The 17,035-nt window shown below is 72.6% G+C and carries 15 protein-coding genes and 1 pseudogene; 8 read left to right on the plus strand and 8 right to left on the minus strand.

Annotation, left to right across the window (positions count from 1 at the left end):
* Nucleotides 1-64 precede the first annotated feature (64 nt).
* Together JIX55_RS06455 and JIX55_RS06460 are read right to left on the minus strand one after the other, a co-directional pair.
* Entirely contained in the window at nt 65-769 is a 705-nt protein-coding gene (locus JIX55_RS06455) for a response regulator (protein WP_257562274.1), read from the minus strand.
* Nucleotides 766-1,674, minus strand: coding sequence for a sensor histidine kinase (locus JIX55_RS06460; RefSeq protein WP_257562275.1), 909 nt, complete (start codon nt 1,672-1,674; stop codon nt 766-768). Before JIX55_RS06460 ends, JIX55_RS06455 begins: the two co-directional genes overlap by 4 nt.
* 140 nt (nt 1,675-1,814) lie before the next feature.
* Between JIX55_RS06460 and JIX55_RS06465 the strand changes: the two genes are divergently transcribed.
* From JIX55_RS06465 to JIX55_RS06475, 3 genes are all read left to right on the plus strand, one after another.
* Nucleotides 1,815-2,522: an ABC transporter ATP-binding protein gene (locus JIX55_RS06465; RefSeq protein WP_257562276.1), complete on the plus strand. Its 708-nt coding sequence runs from the start codon at nt 1,815-1,817 to the stop codon at nt 2,520-2,522.
* Nucleotides 2,519-4,831: an ABC transporter permease gene (locus JIX55_RS06470; RefSeq protein ID WP_257562277.1), complete on the plus strand. Its 2,313-nt coding sequence runs from the start codon at nt 2,519-2,521 to the stop codon at nt 4,829-4,831. The genes JIX55_RS06465 and JIX55_RS06470 overlap by 4 nt, the downstream gene beginning before the upstream one ends.
* A 90-nt stretch (nt 4,832-4,921) precedes the next feature.
* Nucleotides 4,922-5,785 carry an SDR family oxidoreductase gene (locus tag JIX55_RS06475; protein WP_257562278.1) on the plus strand — a complete coding sequence of 288 codons (864 nt, stop codon included), beginning with the start codon at nt 4,922-4,924 and terminating at the stop codon, nt 5,783-5,785.
* A gap of 197 nt (nt 5,786-5,982) precedes the next feature.
* Here JIX55_RS06475 and JIX55_RS06480 read toward each other — a convergent pair.
* Together JIX55_RS06480 and JIX55_RS06485 are read right to left on the minus strand one after the other, a co-directional pair.
* Nucleotides 5,983-6,374 (minus strand): annotated as a pseudogene (locus JIX55_RS06480) (SbtR family transcriptional regulator); the annotation flags it as partial.
* Between the two features lie 224 nt (nt 6,375-6,598).
* Nucleotides 6,599-8,257: an acyl-CoA dehydrogenase family protein gene (locus JIX55_RS06485; RefSeq protein WP_257562279.1), complete on the minus strand. Its 1,659-nt coding sequence runs from the start codon at nt 8,255-8,257 to the stop codon at nt 6,599-6,601.
* A 76-nt stretch (nt 8,258-8,333) separates the two neighbouring features.
* Here JIX55_RS06485 and JIX55_RS06490 point away from each other — a divergent pair, with 76 nt between their 5' ends.
* The 3 genes from JIX55_RS06490 (at nt 8,334) to JIX55_RS06505 (ending at nt 10,885) form a co-directional block, all read left to right on the plus strand.
* Entirely contained in the window at nt 8,334-9,086 is a 753-nt protein-coding gene (locus JIX55_RS06490; RefSeq protein WP_257562280.1) for a PaaX family transcriptional regulator C-terminal domain-containing protein, read from the plus strand.
* A gap of 368 nt (nt 9,087-9,454) precedes the next feature.
* The gene (locus tag JIX55_RS06500) at nt 9,455-10,708 is read left to right on the plus strand and encodes a hypothetical protein (RefSeq protein ID WP_257562281.1); all 1,254 of its coding nucleotides are present in this window, start codon (nt 9,455-9,457) and stop codon (nt 10,706-10,708) included.
* A 33-nt stretch (nt 10,709-10,741) separates the two neighbouring features.
* Entirely contained in the window at nt 10,742-10,885 is a 144-nt protein-coding gene (locus JIX55_RS06505) for a hypothetical protein (RefSeq protein ID WP_257562282.1), read from the plus strand.
* 39 nt (nt 10,886-10,924) lie between these two features.
* Here the strand turns inward: JIX55_RS06505 and JIX55_RS06510 are convergent, their stop codons facing one another.
* Entirely contained in the window at nt 10,925-11,398 is a 474-nt protein-coding gene (locus tag JIX55_RS06510; protein ID WP_257562283.1) for an NUDIX hydrolase, read from the minus strand.
* Between the two features lie 67 nt (nt 11,399-11,465).
* Complete coding sequence (gene lnt / locus JIX55_RS06515) at nt 11,466-13,082, minus strand: apolipoprotein N-acyltransferase (protein ID WP_257562284.1); 1,617 nt, start codon at nt 13,080-13,082, stop codon at nt 11,466-11,468.
* 288 nt (nt 13,083-13,370) lie between these two features.
* Between lnt and JIX55_RS06520 the strand changes: the two genes are divergently transcribed.
* Complete coding sequence (locus JIX55_RS06520; protein ID WP_257562286.1) at nt 13,371-14,354, plus strand: O-antigen ligase family protein; 984 nt, start codon at nt 13,371-13,373, stop codon at nt 14,352-14,354.
* 9 nt (nt 14,355-14,363) lie between these two features.
* On the opposite strand, the gene JIX55_RS06525 is transcribed toward JIX55_RS06520, so the two are convergent.
* Together JIX55_RS06525 and JIX55_RS06530 are read right to left on the minus strand one after the other, a co-directional pair.
* Entirely contained in the window at nt 14,364-14,921 is a 558-nt protein-coding gene (locus JIX55_RS06525) for a hypothetical protein (RefSeq protein ID WP_257562287.1), read from the minus strand.
* 50 nt (nt 14,922-14,971) lie between these two features.
* Complete coding sequence (locus JIX55_RS06530) at nt 14,972-15,778, minus strand: glutamate racemase (protein ID WP_257562288.1); 807 nt, start codon at nt 15,776-15,778, stop codon at nt 14,972-14,974.
* Between the two features lie 58 nt (nt 15,779-15,836).
* Here JIX55_RS06530 and JIX55_RS06535 point away from each other — a divergent pair, with 58 nt between their 5' ends.
* Nucleotides 15,837-17,012 (plus strand): glycosyltransferase, encoded by a 1,176-nt coding sequence (locus tag JIX55_RS06535; protein WP_257562289.1) that lies wholly within the window; start codon nt 15,837-15,839, stop codon nt 17,010-17,012.
* Nucleotides 17,013-17,035 lie beyond the last annotated feature (23 nt).

Raw genomic sequence — 17,035 nt, forward strand, 5'->3', positions numbered from 1 at the left:
CCGACGTACGGAAGCAGCGCGCACCGACGAGCAGGGAGCAGTTGACGGCGCTCCCCCGTCGGCCTCACCGGCCCGTGAGTCCGCCCGTCCCGGAGTCGCTCGGTCTGACCAGACCCTTCTCGTAGGCGATCACGACGGCCTGGGCTCGGTCGCGCAGGTTGAGTTTGGAGAAGATGCGGGCCACATGGGACTTCACCGTGGCTTCGCTCAAGGTGAGCTCGGTGGCCAGTTCCGCGTTGGACAGGCCGCGGCCGAGGTGGGTCAGGACCTCCAGTTCGCGGGGTGTCAGGGCCCGGAGGTCGCCGTGCACGGCGGGTGGCCGGGCGGATTCCGTGGCGAAGCGTTCCACCAGCCGTCGGGTGATGGAGGGGGCGAGCAGGGCGTCGCCGGTGTCGACGAGTCGTACGGCCGCCGCCAGGTGCTGCGGGGTGACGTCCTTCAGGAGGAAGCCGCTGGCTCCGATCGACAGGGCCGTGTAGACGTAGCGGTCGAGGTCGAAGGTGGTGAGCATGAGCACCCGGCAGTCCGGGTCCAGGGCCAGGATGCGGCGGGTTGCCTCCAGGCCGTCCATGTTCGGCATGCGGATGTCCATCAGCACGACGTCCGGTTTCATCTCGCGGGCCATCACGACGGCCTGTGCGCCGTCCGCCGCCTCGCCCACCACGTCGATGCCCCGGGCCGTGAGGATCAGCCGGAAACCGGTCCGGATCAGTGTCTGGTCGTCGACGACGAGCACACGGGGCGCCGACGCCGTCTCTGCCGCCGTCACGGGCGGTCCAGGGGGATGCGGGCCCGGACCCGGTAGCCGCCGCCGAGGCGGCGCCGGGCGTCCAGGTCCCCGCCGTACACCGCGACCCGTTCGCGCAGGCCCAGCAGCCCGCGCCCCGTGCCGTCCCGGTGACGCGGGGCGGACCGGGTGGGGTGCGGTGGGGAGGAGTTCACGCCGGTCAGCACGCTGGGACCGGTGTTCAGCACCTCCACGCGCAGCGCGTGGTCGGCGTATCGCACGGTGACCTCGGCCTTGCCGCCGTCGCTGTGTCTGAGCGCGTTGGTCAGCGCCTCCTGGATGATCCGGTACGCCGTCACGTCGATGCCCTGCGGCAACGGGCGCGGCTCGCCGGAGACCCGCACTTCGACGGGCAGACCGGCGAACGCGATCCGGTCGACAAGCGAGCCCAGCCGGTCAAGGCTGGGCTGTGGCGCCAACTCCGCCGTGTCGCCGCCGAGTCGGACCACGCCGAGGTCTGAAGCCCCGTCCCCGTCCCCGGTGCCGGTCCCGGTCTCGTCCTCACCGTTCTGCGAGGGCGCCAGCAGGCCCAGCAGATGCCGCAGGTCGGTCATCGCGCCGCGGCCCGCGTCCTCGACGGCCAGCAGAGCCGCCGCGGCCTCGTCCGGCATGGTGCCCAGCACCTCGCGGGCCGCCCCCGCCTGGACCACCATGAGGCTCACGTTGTGGCTGACGATGTCGTGCAACTCCCGGGCGATACGGTCGCGTTCGGCCGCGACCGCCGCCCGGGCGGCACTCTCCCGCTCCCGTTCGAGCAACCAGCCGCGTTCCCCCACGGCCGTCCGCCATCCGCGCCGCGTGCGCACCAGAGCCACCGCCAGCCATGCCGCGACCGCGCAGGTCACCCCCAACGCCGCCGCCATGCCGTCCGTCCCCCACTCCCACATGGGGTTCACCTTCGCAGACCGATCCGCCGTTCCGCATCAGCCCCGGGATCCGGTTCCCTGCATCTCCGGGATGAGCCGCGGGCCGAGGTGCCATCGCGGGAGGGATGTCCGGGCCACGCTCCTCGCCTAGCGTCCGGTGCATGGTCATTGAGGACAACGCAGAAGAGGCCGTCGTACGGCTCGACGGTGTGCGCAAGGAGTACGGCGAGACGACGGCGCTGGACGGGGTGTCGCTGGAGATCCGGGCCGGGGAGGCGGTCGCGGTGATGGGGCCGTCGGGGTGCGGCAAGTCCACGCTGCTGAACATGATCGCCGGTCTGGACCGTCCGACGGGCGGCACGGTCGTCGTGCACGGCGAGAGCGTGGGGGAACTGAGCGAGAAGGGGCTCGCCCTGTACCGGCGGCGCCGCATCGGCATGATCTTCCAGTTCTTCAATCTCATCGACGACCTGTCGGCGCTCGACAACGTGGCGCTGGCCGCCCAGTTGACCGGCACCCCGGCCCGGCAGGCCCGCCGCCGGGCGCTTGAACTGTTCGACGAACTCGGCATCGCCGACCGACGCAACGCCTATCCGGCGGTGCTCAGCGGCGGCGAGCGGCAACGCGTCGCCGTGGCAAGGGCGTTGATGAACCGGCCCGCCCTGCTGCTGGCCGACGAGCCGACCGGCGCGCTGGACAGCCGTTCCGGTGAGCAGGTGATGGACCTGCTGCTCGACCTCAACCAGATCGGTCAGACGCTGATCCTGGTGACCCACGACGAGCACCTCGCCCGGCGCTGCGCCAGCCGTCTCGTCGAGTTCGCCGACGGCCGGGTGACCGGCGAGCACACCCTGGAGCCGTCCGCATGAGGGCGGTGTGGCACGCCGCCCGCGCGGCGGTACGGCGGCGCAGGCTCCAGACGCTGGTCATCGGCCTGGTCACGCTGACCTCGACGGCGGCGATCGTGGTGGCGCTCGGCCTGGTCGACGCGGCCTCGTCCCCGTTCGACAAGGCCTTCGGCAAACAGCGCGGACCGCATGTCGTCGCCGCGTTCGATCCCGCCAAGGTCTCGGACACCCAACTGGAGCGGGCGGCCAGGCGGTCCGGCGTGTCGGCGAGCGCCGGGCCGTTCGCCCAGGCCACGGTCGAGCTGCCGAGGGAAGCCATGAACTACGGACTCGGCAGCCAACTCAACGTCGTGGGCAGGTCCGGTCCCGGGGGCCCGGTGGACCGGTTGGACCTGTGGGCGGGCCGCTGGGCCACCGGTCCGGGCGAGGTCGTCCTCAACCGGCAGTCGGACTGGACGGCGGACGACCTGGGCAAGAGGCTCCAGGTGCCCTCGGGCCCGGCCCTCACCATCGTCGGTTTCGCCTTCGACCTGAGCCGGACCGCGGACGCCTGGGTCGCGCCCGGCCAGATCGAGGCTCTGCACCCCACGGCCACGCAGCTGCTCCTCCGCTTCACGGACGCCTCGTCGGAGAGCCGGCTGCGCACACAACTGGCCGCGGTGACCGATGAGTTGCCGTCGAACGCGCTGACCGGATCACGCTCGTACCTCACCCTCAAGGAGCAGATAGGCAGTTCGGCCCGGGCGTACGCGCCATATTTGCTGGCCTTCGGCATCCTCGGCATCGTGGTGGCCGTGCTCATCGTCGCCAATGTGGTCAGCGGCGCGGTGATCTCCGGCTTCCGGCACATCGGCATCCTCAAGGCGCTGGGGTTCACACCGGGGCAGGTGCTGGCCGTCTACCTCGTGATGATCTCCGTCCCCGCGGTCCTCGGCTGCGTGCTCGGGACCGTCGCGGGCAATCTGGCGGCACAACCCCTGCTCGAATTCGTGTTCATGGGGCCGGACGCGGGGGTGCTCCACGGCAGTGTCTCGCTCGCACCCTGGGTGAACGTGCTCGCCCTGCTCGGCATGCCCCTCGTGTGCCTCCTCGCCGCGCTCGCTCCGGCGGTGCGCGCCCACCGGTTGTCCGCGGCGCGGGCGATCAGCGCGGGGACCGCGCCGCGCGCCGGGCGGGCGCTCGGCGTCCAGCGTCGGCTGGCGGGCAGCCGGCTGCCGCGCTCGGTGAGCCTGGGGCTGGGCCTGCCGTTCGCCCGGCCGGGCCGCAGCGCCCTGACGCTCGCCGCCGTGGTCCTCGGCGTGACCACCGTGACGTTCGCGACCGGCCTGGCCACGACGATGGACCGGTTCGGCAACGCGGGCCGCGACGCCTACCAAGTCACCGTCTATGTGGGCAACTTCCACGACGGCAGGGAAACGAAGCCGGAACACGACGACCTCGAACTGCACGCGCTGCTGGGCTCGTTGCCCGACGCGCGCGAGGTCACCGCCAGGGCGAACACCGAGGCCCGCCTGGTGGGTTCCACGCAGAAGCTGTGGCTCGAAGCCCGTCGAGGCGATCGGCCGCAGCTGGACAGCGTGCTCACCGACGGCCGGTGGATCCGGGACGGCGGTGAGGTCGTGGCCGGATCGGCCTTCCTGCGCCAGAACGGGCTACGGGTCGGCGACCACCTCCGTGTGGAGAAGGACGACCGCGGTGAGAACTTGGTCGTCGTCGGGGAGTTCATGGAGAGCAACAACCGGGTGGTCGTCGCCGACTGGTCGACGATGCGGTCCCTGGCTCCCCAGGAAGAGCCCATCGCCTATCACGTCAAGCTCCGCGACGGCGCCGACCCGACCGCCTACGCGCGGGCCGCCGGTGCCGCCGACCCGGGCCTCAGTCCGGACCCGGCCGACTCCAACACAGTCACCCAGACCATCATCGGCTCCGCCACCGCACTCACCCTGCTCCTCGCCGTCGTCGCGTCCCTCGGCGTCTTCAACACCGCCGTCCTCAACACCCGCGACCGCCGCCGTGACCTGGGCATGCTCAAGTCCATCGGCATGACGCCACGCCAGGTCACGGTGATGACAGTGGCCTCGATGGCGCTGCTCGGCGCCCTCGGCTCCCTGCTCGGAATCCCTCTCGGCATGGCGGGCCACCAGGTGGTCGTACCGCGTATGGCGGACGCGGTGGACATCACCCTGCCTCCGTACATGACAGACGTCTGGAACGCCCCGGCCCTGACCGGCCTCGCCTTCGCCGGCCTCACCATCGCCGTCCTGGGCGCGTACGTTCCGGCCCGCCGCGCCGCGCGGCTGACGATCGCGGAGGTGTTGCACAACGAGTGAGGGAGGCAGACTCGGAGGTCCCGCCGACTCATGAGGACGGGCAGACAGTCGTGCACCGAGTACATCGACACACCAGGACGTGATGACACCATGACCGAACCCTTCGAACCGACCGTGGTGGTGACCGGAGCCACGGGCCGCCTCGGCGGGCGCGTCGCCCGCCGTCTGGCCGATCGGGGTGTGGCGCAGCGGCTGCTGGTGCGCAGCCCCGAGCGGGCTCCCGCACTGCCCGGCGCGACGGCGGTCCGCGCCGAGTACGGCGACCGTGACGCGGTCGCACGTGGCCTCGCCGGTGCGCGGACCGTGTTCATGGTGTCCGCCTCGGAGAGCGCGGACCGGGTCTCGCAGCACAGGGCTTTCGTGGACGCCGCCGTGGCGGCCGGTGTCGCGCACCTGGTGTACGTGTCCTTCTTCGGCGCCGCGCCCGATGCCGCGTTCACCCTCGCGCGCGACCACTTCCACACCGAGGAGCACATCCGCGCGAGCGGCCTGGCCCACACCTTCCTGCGCGACAACCTCTACGCGGAGATCGTCCCCGACCTGGCCGGCGAGGACGGCGTCATCCGGGGCCCCGCCGGGCAGGGGCGTGCGGCCTTCGTCTCCCAGGACGACATCGCCGATGCCGCCGTGACGGTCCTGGCCCGCCCCGCCGACCATACCGGCATCACGTACGACCTGACCGGACCCGAATCCGTGACGCTGGACGAAGCGGCCGCGATCGTCTCCGAGCAGCTCGGGCGCCCGATCCGCTACCAACCCGAGACGATCGAGGAGGCGTACGCCTCGCGCGCCTCCTACGGCGCCCCGCCCTGGCAACTCGACGCCTGGGTCTCCACCTACACGGCCATCGCGACCGGCGAACTCGACGGCGTCAGCAGCGCCGTTCCCGACCTCACCGGTCACCCGGCCCGGTCCCTCACCGACGTCCTCCGCACCACCCGGAGCTCTCCGTGACACACGCCGAACGGTTTCGAGTCAGTCGCTGATCACTGGGCTGAAGACGGGCTTCCACATCGCCGGCTTCAGCTGCGTGACCTTCATCGGCAACTCCGGCCCGCCGCACCCGGCGACGGAACAACTCGCCGAGGAGGGCACGGTCGCTCCGGTCGCCGTGCTCTCCGGCAACGGCGACCCGGTCCCGAAGCCCGGCCTCACACCCGTCCGGGGGCTCCCTTGCGCAGGCCGCGCATGATGAGGTCGAGGAGGCGGCCGGCCTGGGACCGCCAGTCCCCCTGGGGGTCGATCTGCCAGACGCCGGCGATGGCGAGGATGAAGTCGTCGGCGGTCACCCCCGGGCGGATGGTGCCGGCCTCCTGGTTGGCGTCGAGCAGGAGGTCGATCGCGGCGACGAGGAGCGGGTAGCCGGGCCGCCCGTCGTAGCCGTGGCCTGCCGCAGGGCGTCCGCCAGGCCCGCCTTGGCCGTGGCATAGCGGGCGAGCCCGTCCATCCATTCCCGCAGGACCTCGTCCGGCTTTCGGGTCTTCAGCAACTCGGTGGCGCTGTCGACGAGTTGCTGCACCTCTTGGTGGTGGACAGTCCGAACGCTGGGGCACCTCACTCGTCGACTCCCCTCGCCCTCCTCCCTGACCCGTCCTACGACGCCGACGGCGGGTCCGCCCGTCACACCTCGCACTAGCGGACAGCTGCCCACTTATGGCTCCCTTACCGGCGTTTCACGGCCGCCGCCAACGCCGCCCGCCGTCGCACCGCCGTCGGGCGCTCGATCCTCTCTCCGCAGGTGTCACGTCGCCGGGGTCTGCCGCCGGGTCAGCCGGTCGGCAGTGCTCGTCGCAGGATTCCGTCCAGGTCGGCGGAGCTCGGGAGGGTGCCGTAGGCGTGTCCCCAGTCGCCGTCGAGTCGGGTCGCGCAGAAGGCGTCGGCGATCGCGGCCGGTGCGTGGCGGACCAGCAGGGAGGCCTGGAGGGTCAGGGCCATGCGTTCCACCAGGCGCCGGGCACCGGTCTGGTCGGCCTCGCGCAGGGTGTCCTTCAGACGGGCCGCCGCCGCGTCGAGTCGGGCGTCCGCGCCGTGGGCCAGGGCGAGTTCGGTGAACAGCGCGTCCGCGGTGCCGGGATTCCGGGTCAACGCCCGCAGCACGTCGAGGGCGTTGACGTTGCCGGAGCCCTCCCAGATCGACAGCAGGGGCGCCTCACGGTAGTGGCGGGGCATGCCCGAGTCCTCGACGTATCCGTTGCCCCCCAGGCACTCCAGCGCCTCCGCGGTGAAGGCCGGGCCCCGCTTGGTCACCCAGTACTTGCCGACGGCGGTGGCGATCCGGCGGAACATCCGCTCGCCCTCGTCCCCGCGCACCGCCCGGTCGGCGGCGCCGGCCAGCCGCAGGGTGAGCGTCGTGGCCGCCTCGGACTCCAGCGCGAGATCGGCCAGGACGTTGCGCATCAGGGGCTGGTCGAGCAGTCGGGCGCCGAAGGCACTGCGGTGCCGTGCGTGGTGACCCGCCTCGACGAGTGTCTTGCGCATCAGCGTCGCCGAGCCCATCACACAGTCGAGCCGGGTGCAGTTGACCATGTCGATGATGGTCTTCACGCCCTGCCCCTCGGGGCCGACCCGCCAGGCGACGGTGCCGTCGAACTCCGGCTCCGAGGAGGCGTTGGAACGGTTGCCCAGCTTGTCCTTCAGCCGCTGGATGCGGAACGCGTTGCGGCTGCCGTCGGGCAGGACGCGCGGCACCAGGAAGCAGGTCAGCCCGTCCGGCGCCTGGGCCAGCACGAGGAACAGGTCACACATGGGCGCCGACGTGAACCACTTGTGCCCCCGCAGGGTGTACACACCGGGCTCGGCGCTGGGTGTGGCCGTCGTGGAGTTGGCACGTACGTCGCTGCCGCCCTGCTTCTCGGTCATCCCCATCCCGGCGAGCAGCCCGCGCTTCTCGGTGGGCACCCGCAGCTCAGGGTCGTACTCCCGGCCGGTCAGCAGCGGTTCGTACACGGCGGCCAGTTCCGGCTGCCGGCGCAGCGCGGGCACGACGGCGTACGTCATCGAGGTCGGGCAGGTGTGCCCGGCCTCGGTGTGTCCCCACACCAGCCCGCCCGCGAGGCGCGCGACATGGGCGCCGGGCCGGTCGTCCGTCCAGGCCGCGCCCGCCAGTCCCTCGCTCACGGCGGTCCGCATCAGGTGGTGCCAGCCGGGGTGGAAGTCGACCTCGTCGACGCGGTTGCCGTAACGGTCGTGGGTGCGCAGCTCCGGCTCGTACCGGTTGGCCTGCTCGGCCCACTCCTGCGCCTCGGCGCCGCCGGCGGTCAGGCCCAGCCGCCGGATGTCCTTCTCGGCCCATTCCGCGCCCTCCCTGCGCAGCCCCTCCAGCAGGGCCACGTCCTCGGAGGCGTCGTACGGGGCGAGGGGTGGGGGCTGGTTGGTGACGTCGTGGGTGGCGTACTGCGGCTGGGTGTGCGCGAGTATCGAGACCATGCGGCGAGTATTACACTATTCCTGCGGTCGCAGCCATGTCGTAACACCGAAGAAGTGGCCCGTACAGTACGGAGTCATGCAGACGAACGTGTCGGGGCGGCCCACCGAGCTCGAACTGCGGCCGCTGTCCGCGCGGTCGGTCGTCCTGAGCCTGCTGCTGGGCATGCATCCGCCCGAGCTGCCCGTGAAGGATCTGGTACGCCATGTGGAGGCCTTCGGCGTCGCCGGCTCCACGCTGCGGGCGGCGCTCAGCCGGATGGTGGCGGCAGGGGACCTGCGGCGCACGGACGCGGTCTACCGCCTGAGCGACCGCCTGCTGGAGCGCCGGAGCCGCCAGGACGAGTCGGTGCACCCCGAGACCCGGCCGTGGGACGGCGACTGGGAGATGGCCGTCGTCACCGCGACCGGCCGACAGCCCGCCGAACGAGCCGACCTGCGGGCACGACTGACCGCCCTGCGCCTCGCCGAGCTGCGGGAGGGCGTCTGGCTGCGCCCGGCCAATCTGCGCCGGACGCGGCCGTCGGACCTCGGCGCCGCGGTCGAGCACTTCACCAGCCGCCCCGCCCGGCCCGCCGGTGAACTGGCCGCGACCCTGTGGCCGCTGAGCGCCTGGGCCGCCACCGCCGAGGCGCTCCTCGCGCACATCGCCCGCACCACGCAGCCCGCCGACCGCTTCACCGCCCTCGCGGCAGCCGTACGGCATCTGCTCGCCGACCCCGTCCTGCCCGCCGAACTCCTGCCGGAGAGCTGGCCGGGGGCCGAGCTGCGGGCCGCGTACACGGAGCACCGGCGGGAGCTGGTCGAGGCGGTGCTGGGGCGCACGGACTGAGCGCACCCGTCCGGGAGCGGGGCGCCGAGCGGCGATCACGGCAGGCTTCTGCGCGTCGGCGGGCAACCACTTCCGCCCGGGCGAACTGCCGCTGCGCGACATGTACCTCACCGGCGCCGCCCCTGCGCATCGCCCGCGAGAACGTCCGCAACCCCAGCCCCGACGCTTCTTCTTACGCGCCGACAGCCGACCACCGTCCCCGTTCCCCCGACGCGGCACACCCCGGCCGAGAAGCCCGATCGACACAGTTCCCGAGCCTGCGAGGCACGCAAGCCGACGCCGGCCTGTGATCCACATGTGATCAGCGGTCCGTAGTCTCCCCTCGACCAAAAAACTCACGGGGTACGCGGTCGACGGGGGGATAGAACATGACATATCGGCGTGCGGCGATACCGGCGGTGGTCGGAGGGCTGCTGCTCACGGTGTTGTTGTGGTGGGCGGGGGCGAGCGAGAGCGCGCTGCGGCTGCGGGGCTCCACCGACGTGCTGGGCGCCCAGACCGCCGCCGAGCTCGAACGCTGGCTCGCCCCCTGGTCGTACGACCCGCCGGGCTCGGCGCGGATCGGCGCCGAGCTGTCGGCCGGGACCGGTTACCCGGCTCTGAGCGGCAGCTCCCGTTACCTCGCGCTGTACGAGACCGCGCTACAGATCCGGTTCGCCGCGGTCTTCGCCTTCTTCGTGCCCGGGGCGCTGCTCCTGGTCCGCAGGCTGCCGCCGGTGCGCGGCCGGATGACGGCCGCGCTGCTCGCGGTGTGGGCCTGGGGTCTGGTGGCCGGCACACTGGCGGTCACCGTCTCCGCGCCGTGGCTGATCGCCGCGCAGGGGCACGGCAGTTACCGCTTCCTGCCCCAGCTGGCGGGCGTGATCTCCTCCGGACGGCAGATCCTGGTGGCGACGGCGCTGGTCACCGGCGTGGCAACGGTGCTCATGGCGCGGGTCACCGCCAAGGGCGCCGGACCGCTGCCGCGGGAGGTCGTCCCGGCGCACGCCGCCCGTCTGGCCGCCACCGCCGGGACCGCGCTGATCGCGCTGTCGCTGGTGATCCTCTCCTACCAGTCGGTCGCCGCCTCCATCCAGACGGCCTTCTCGGGCGGCGGCCTGCTCTCCGAACCGGGCGACCTCCTGCGCCAGTGGCTCCTGCTCGGCGCCTGGTCGGGCCCGGCGGGCACATCGCTCGGCGACTGGCTCCTGTACCGCGCCGTCGATGTCCTGCTGCTCGCCGCGGTCTGGTGGGCCCTGCGCCTGCTGCCCGGCCTGCTCACCCGGGCCACCGTCCCCGCACTGGCGATCGGCGCGGTCTGCGCGACCGTCCTCGGACTGCTGACGAGCCAGCTCCTGCGGATGCTGCTGGAGGGGACGAACCTGCGCTGGGACCTGTACCTGGCCGCCGACTTCGGTGGCGGCGTCCCGGCCGCCCTGACCTGGGGCCTGCCGGCGGGAGTCGCGACGGCCGTGACGCTCCGGACGGCCGTGGCCCGCACGGCGACCAGGGAGACCACGGAGCCCGCAAAGTCCACGAGCCGAGAAGCCGTACTTCATCGGCCTCATCGCCCCGCGCGGCCCCCGGATCCCGATCCGCGGCATGCAGACCAAGCTCATGACCAGGACGATCGAACCGCATGAGCAGGCCGGTCCGGCCGGCCCCGCGCCCGCTCTGTGGCGTCCCTACAGGAAGCCGGGACGGGCGTCGACGTGGTCCCCGACGGCCGGCTGCGACAGACGGCCGACACCGAACACCTGTTCAAGGCCTACGAGATGTCCTCGGGCGACACGACGACGCCCTCGCTCCGACCGGTGTGAGCCATGCGTGGAGCGAGGGCCGACTCGTGTGGTTCGGCCTCAGACCGTGGGGTCGAACCAGGCGGGTGCGTCGGACATCGACTGCTTGATACGGAACAGTGCGAACTCGCTCAGGTCCGGCAGGGCGTCCAGTGAGAACCAGCCGACGTCCAGGGACTCGTCGTCGTTGACGCGCGCCTCGCCGCCCACCGCACGGCAGTGGAACGTGGTGTCCATGTACTGGCAGATGTCCCCGTTGTCGTACCGGACCTGGTCCAGTGCCTGTACGAGAACGACCCGCTCGGGCATGCAGTGGACCGCCGTCTCCTCGAAGACCTCCCGCACGGCGCAGGCCGCGGGCTGCTCCCCCGGCTCCGGGATGCCGCCGATCAGCGACCACTTGCCGTTGTCGGACCGGTGGTTGAGCAGCACTCTGCCCTCGTCGTCGAAGACGAGGGCGGTGACTCCGGGGAGCCAGAGCAGCTGGTTGCCGGCGGAAACACGGAGTGTGCGGATGAAATCAGGGGTACCCATGGAGCCGACCCTAGCGGGCCGGTTCCCTCACCCTCGCGATTCCACGACGCGCATGAGAGGCGTACGACTACACGCCACCGGCGCGCCTCCCGCGCACGCCTGCCCCGATCGCCCAGCCGAGCCCACCCGCCGCGACCAGCACCAGGAGCATCTCGGGCGCGATGCCGAGCTGGGTGGCAGGCGTCTGCGAGGAGCGCAGCGGCACCTTCTGCACCAGCGAGTCCGGGACGAACATGCCGGTCTTCTGGGTGACCTCCCCGTCCGGCATGATGATCGCGCTGACGCCGCTGGTCACCGGGACGGTGACGGTGCGGCTGTGCTCGACGGCGCGGACCCGGGACATGGCGAGTTGCTGGTAGGTCATCTCGCTGCGGCCGAAGGTCGCGTTGTTGCTCGGCACCGAGATCAACTGCGCGCCGTCGGTGACCTCGGAGCGCACGGCCCAGTCGAAGGCCGCCTCGTAGCAGGTGACGAGGCCGATCTTGGCCCCGTCCATGGTGAACACGCCCGGCTCGGTGCCCCGGCTGAAGTCCTTGCGGACCATGGACGTCCACTCGCTGTTGATGGCGCCGATCAACGACCGCAGGGGCAGATACTCACCGAACGGCTGGATCTGCCGCTTGTCGTAGGTGTCGGTGGGGCCCCTCTCCGGGTCCCAGAGGATCTGCTCGTTGTAGAGCTTGCCGTCCCGCTCGACGACACCGCCGACGGAGATGGGGGCGCCGATGGCGGTGGCCGCCCGCTCGATCACCTCACGGGCGTCGGGGTTGGTGAAGGGGTCGATGTCGGAGGAGTTCTCCGGCCAGAGCACGAAGTCGGGCTGCGCGACCTTACCGGCCCTGACCTCGGCGGCCAGGCGCTCGGTCTCCTTGGCGTGGTAGTCGAGCACGGCCCGCCGCTGGGAGTTGAAGTCGAGTCCCAGGCGCGGGACGTTGCCCTGGATGACCGCCACGGTCGCGGTGCCGGCCTCGGCCTTGTCACTCACCAGGCCACGGGACGCGAAGGCACCCACCAGGGGGACGGCCACGGTCAGTGCCGCCACGACGGCGGTACCCCGGCGCACGGCCGTGCCGGTGCGCCGGTTGTCGACGACCAGCCGTACGACCTCGTACAGCCCGAACCCGCAGAGGACGACCGCGAAGCCGAGCACCGGGGTGCCGCCGAGCGCGGCCAGCGGCAGGAAGACGCCGTCCGCCTGGCCGAAGGCGATCTTGCCCCAGGGGAAACCGTGGAAGGGGGCACGCGCACGTGCCGCCTCACCGGCGATCCACAGCGCGGCGGCCCACAGCGGCCAGCCGGGAAGCTTCGACACGACGGCGACGCCCGCGCCGACGAGCGCCACGAACACCGCCTCGATCACGACGAGCGCGAGCCACGGCCCGGGACCGACCTCCACGCCGGTCCACACCAGCAGCGGCAGCAGGAATCCCAGGCCGAAGAGGTAGCCGAGGCCGAGGCCCGCCTTCCATCCGCGTCCGCGCAGTACCCAGCCGAAGACCGCGAAGGCCGGCAGGGCCAGCCACCACAGGGTCCGGGGCGGGAAGCTGACATAGAGCAGCACCCCGGAGAGCGCCGCGGCGGCGGCCGGAAGGAGCCGGCTGACCCATCGGGACGCCCGGGACACGGGCGCGGCCTGGGGTTCGAGCTGTTCCGGCTCGTCTACGGGAGTGGCGGTGACGGTCACTCGGGGAGTGTACGGCGCGTCACCCCGGCGCCGACAGCGCGGCCCGTGCGTCTCGGGTGAGGCATATGTCGCACCTCTGCCGCAACGTTCCTGCGCAACTCATCCACAGACCGGCGCATCACCCGTTACGGTGTGCGCGAGCCTCTGACGTGCGGCCGGATGCGGCCGGGCGGTCGGGGCCCGTCACAGTCGGGGGGCGACGGGTTGGGGTCCACGGGGACGGAGTCCGCGGCCGGAGCGTCGGCCGCGCGGGAAAGACGGAACGCTTCCGATGTCACGGGCGCGCTCATGCTCGGGGCGTGCGCGGCCTGGTCACTGATCACGGCGGCGGCGCGGGGCGGCCGCCCCGAGGGTGTGCTGCTCGCGGTGCTCGCGGTGGCGGCCGGCTATGCGGCGGGCCGGATCTGCGGCGCTCTGCTGCCGGTCGTGGCGCCGTCCGCCGGTGCCCTCGCCGGTCTCGGTCTGGCGGTCACCGCTCCGCACACCATGGCGGGCTCACCGCTCATCTCGCCGCTCGGGCACAACGGCGCGACCGCCGCCCTGCTGACCCTGTCCGCGGGCGCCGCCTGCTGTGCCGCTTGGGCGGCCCGCTCGCCCGGGCCGCGGCTGGCCCTGCGACTGCTGGCCGCCGGGGCCGCGGTGACCGCTGCCGTCCTCGGCTCGACCACCGGCTTCGCCGCGTGTACCGGGGTGCTGTTGTGTTCGCTCGCCGTGGCCCATATGCGCCGTCGGGGCCTGGGGCTCGCGGGGCTCGCGCTGGTGACAGCCCTGGTGACGGGGACGGTCTGGGCGATCGCCGAGGACGTGCTGCCGGCCGGGCTGACCGACTCGCTGGCGGGGCAGCTCACCCCGCACCGGGTCCTGCTGTGGCACGACGCGCTCGGGCTGGTTCACGACGAGCCGCTGCTGGGCGCCGGGCCGGGCCGCTTCGGGGAGCTCAGCCCGACGGTCGCCCAGTCGCTGCCGCCCGACGACAAGCCCCACTCGGCGCCGTTGCAGCTGGCGGCCGAGCAGGGGATCGTCGGTGTCGCCCTGCTCGCCGCGGTGTTCGGCTGGGTCCTGTACGTCCTGTGGCGGACCCCGCGCCCCACTCCGGTCGTCCTCACCGCGGGCGCGGCCCTGACCGCGCTGGCCGCGATCGCGACGGTCGGCAACGCGCTGAGCTTCACCACGGTGACGGCGGGGGCGGGCCTGCTCGCGGGGATGGCGACGGCCCGGCCCCTGACGGACGAGGACGGCGGCGTCGAGGTGCCGGACCTCGACGACTGGTAGGCGAAGGCGTCAGTGCGCGGCGCCGGACGCCTTCGGGCTCAGCCGGGCGCGGATGACGCGTACGGCCGTCTCCGCGTTGTCCACGGTGATCGTGAACATGCGGCCGTCCCAGAGGCGCAGCACCACGGCCTCACCACGGCGTACGACGACGGCGGTGCCCTTCTCGGGGCGCCAGCGGTAGCCCCAGCCGCCCCACTGGTGGGGGGTGACGCACGGTGCGAAGACGACGTCGGCGACCTGGGAGAGGGGGATGCGGCGGCGCGGCACGCCGATGTGGCCGCAACGGACTTCGAGGCAGTCCTTGTCGATCTTCACGGAGACGTGCACGAACGCGAGCGTGCCGAAGAGGACGAGCAGCCCGGCCGCGATGCAGCCGACGACCGACATGATGAGCGGGGCGGCGCCGGAGGTCCACGCGGAGTCGACCGCGAGTTCGATGCCCAGCGCCATGCAGGCGGCACCGCCGAGTGCCAGCAGCCATTGGCCGCGGTTGGTCGCGCGGCCGGTCCAGACCTCGGGGTGCGGGGCTTCGGGGGTGCCCGTCTCGCCGTGGGGATGGTCCCTCATGGTTTTGAGACTACTCAGGTTCCGCAGTGCGGGCACCTGGTTGCGGACCGTCACTGCTCCGGGCGGGCGGCCAGCGCGGCGCCGACCGCCTGGAGCAGCCTGCCCTCCTCGTACGCCAGTGCCGGGGCGGGCAGGGCGCCCTCGCGTCCGCTGAGGATGACCGTCAGCGTCGCCTCGGTCCAGTCCGCCTCGGGCTTCGGGAGTTCGCCGATGCGGCGCAGCGCCTGGGCGGCCACGGCGCCGGCGGAACCGTGCAGGACGAGGGGCGGGTGGCCGGGCTGCTGGACGGCCGCGCGGATGCGTTCGGCGACGAGTTCGTAATGGGTGCAGCCCAGGACGACGGTCGTCGCATCGTCGGGGGTGAGCGCGGCGGCCGCGGCGATCGCGGCGTCGATCGCGGCGTCGTCGGCGTGCTCCACGGCTTCGGCCAGTCCCCAGCAGGGCACCTCGGTGACCTTCACCCCGTTGGCGAACTCCTCGATGAGGCCGCGCTGGTAGGGGCTGCCGGTGGTGGCGGGCGTCGCCCAGATGGTGAAGGGGCCGCCGCCGGACGCGGCCGGTTTGATCGCCGGGACGGTGCCGATGACCGGCAGTCCGGGTTCGAGGAGGGCGCGCAGGGCGGGCAGGGCGTGCACGGACGCGGTGTTGCAGCCGACGATCAGGGCGTCGGGCGCGTGCGCGGCCGCCGCCTCGGCGACGGCGAGGGCACGCTCCGTCAGGTCCTGTGGAGTGCGCGGACCCCAGGGCATGCCGTCGGGGTCCGAGGAGATCACGAGATCCGCGTCGGGCCGCAGCCGCCGTACCGCAGTGGCTGCGGGGAGGAGGCCGATACCGGAGTCCATGAGCGCGATCTTCACCCGGCCACGATAGACGATGGCCTCGGTGGGACCGTTTCGGTGGGGCAGACTGCTGGGCGTGAGCGCCATCGCGTGGACCGCCGCCGGATCACTCGCCGCCTGGCTGTGGCTGCTGCTCGGCCAGGGCTTCTTCTGGCGCACGGACGTGCGCCTGCCGCCCCGCCGTGATCCCGACGACTGGCCGTACGTCTGTGTCGTCGTCCCCGCGCGCGACGAGGCCGCCGTCCTGCCCGAGAGCCTGCCGTCGCTGCTGACCCAGGACTATCCCGGCCGCGCGGAGGTCTTCCTGGTCGACGACGGCAGTTCGGACGGGACCGGCGAACTGGCCCGTGGGCTGGCCCGGCGGCACGGCGGGCTCCCCCTGACCGTGTCCTCGCCCGGGGAGCCGCCCGCCGGCTGGACGGGCAAGCTCTGGGCCCTGCGGCACGGAATGGGGCTGGCACGCGCGCGTGGACCCGAGTTCCTGCTGCTGACGGACGCGGACATCGCCCATCGGCCGGACAGCCTGCGCGGGTTGGTGGCGGCCGCGCACAGCGGGGGCTTCGACCTCGTGTCGCAGATGGCGCGGCTGCGCGCCGAGAGCGTGTGGGAACGCCTCGTCGTGCCCGCCTTCGTCTATTTCTTCGCCCAGCTCTATCCCTTCCGCCGGATCGGCGTACGGGGCTCGCGCACGGCCGCCGCGGCGGGTGGCTGCGTGCTGCTGCGGGCCGAGACCGCCGAGCGGGCCCGGATCCCGGACGCGATCCGGCAGGCCGTCATCGACGACGTGGCCCTGGCCACGGCGGTCAAGAGGAGCGGCGGCCACATCTGGCTGGGGCTGGCGGAGCGGGTGGACAGCGTGCGGCCCTACCCCCGGCTGCGCGACCTGTGGCGCATGGTCTCCCGCAGCGCCTACGCCCAGCTGCTGCACAACCCGCTGCTGCTCGCCGGGACGGTCCTCGGTCTGACGCTGGTCTACCTCGTACCGCCCGTCGCGCTCCTGACGGGTCTCGCCGCGGGAGACCTCCCCCCAGCACTCCTCGGCGGGCTCGCCTGGCTGCTGATGACCGCGACGTACCTGCCGATGCTCCGCTACTACGGTCAGCCGCTGTGGCTCGCTCCCCTGCTGCCGTTCACCGCGTTCCTGTACCTGCTGATGACGGTCGACTCCGCGGTGCGGCACTACCGGGGACGCGGTGCGGCCTGGAAGGGCCGCACCTACGCGCGCCCGGACTCGGTCCCGGACGAGGGCTAGCCGGGTACCAGAAGCCCCTCCGT

The sequence above is a fragment of the Streptomyces sp. DSM 40750 genome (assembly GCF_024612035.1).
Taxonomy (GTDB): domain Bacteria; phylum Actinomycetota; class Actinomycetes; order Streptomycetales; family Streptomycetaceae; genus Streptomyces.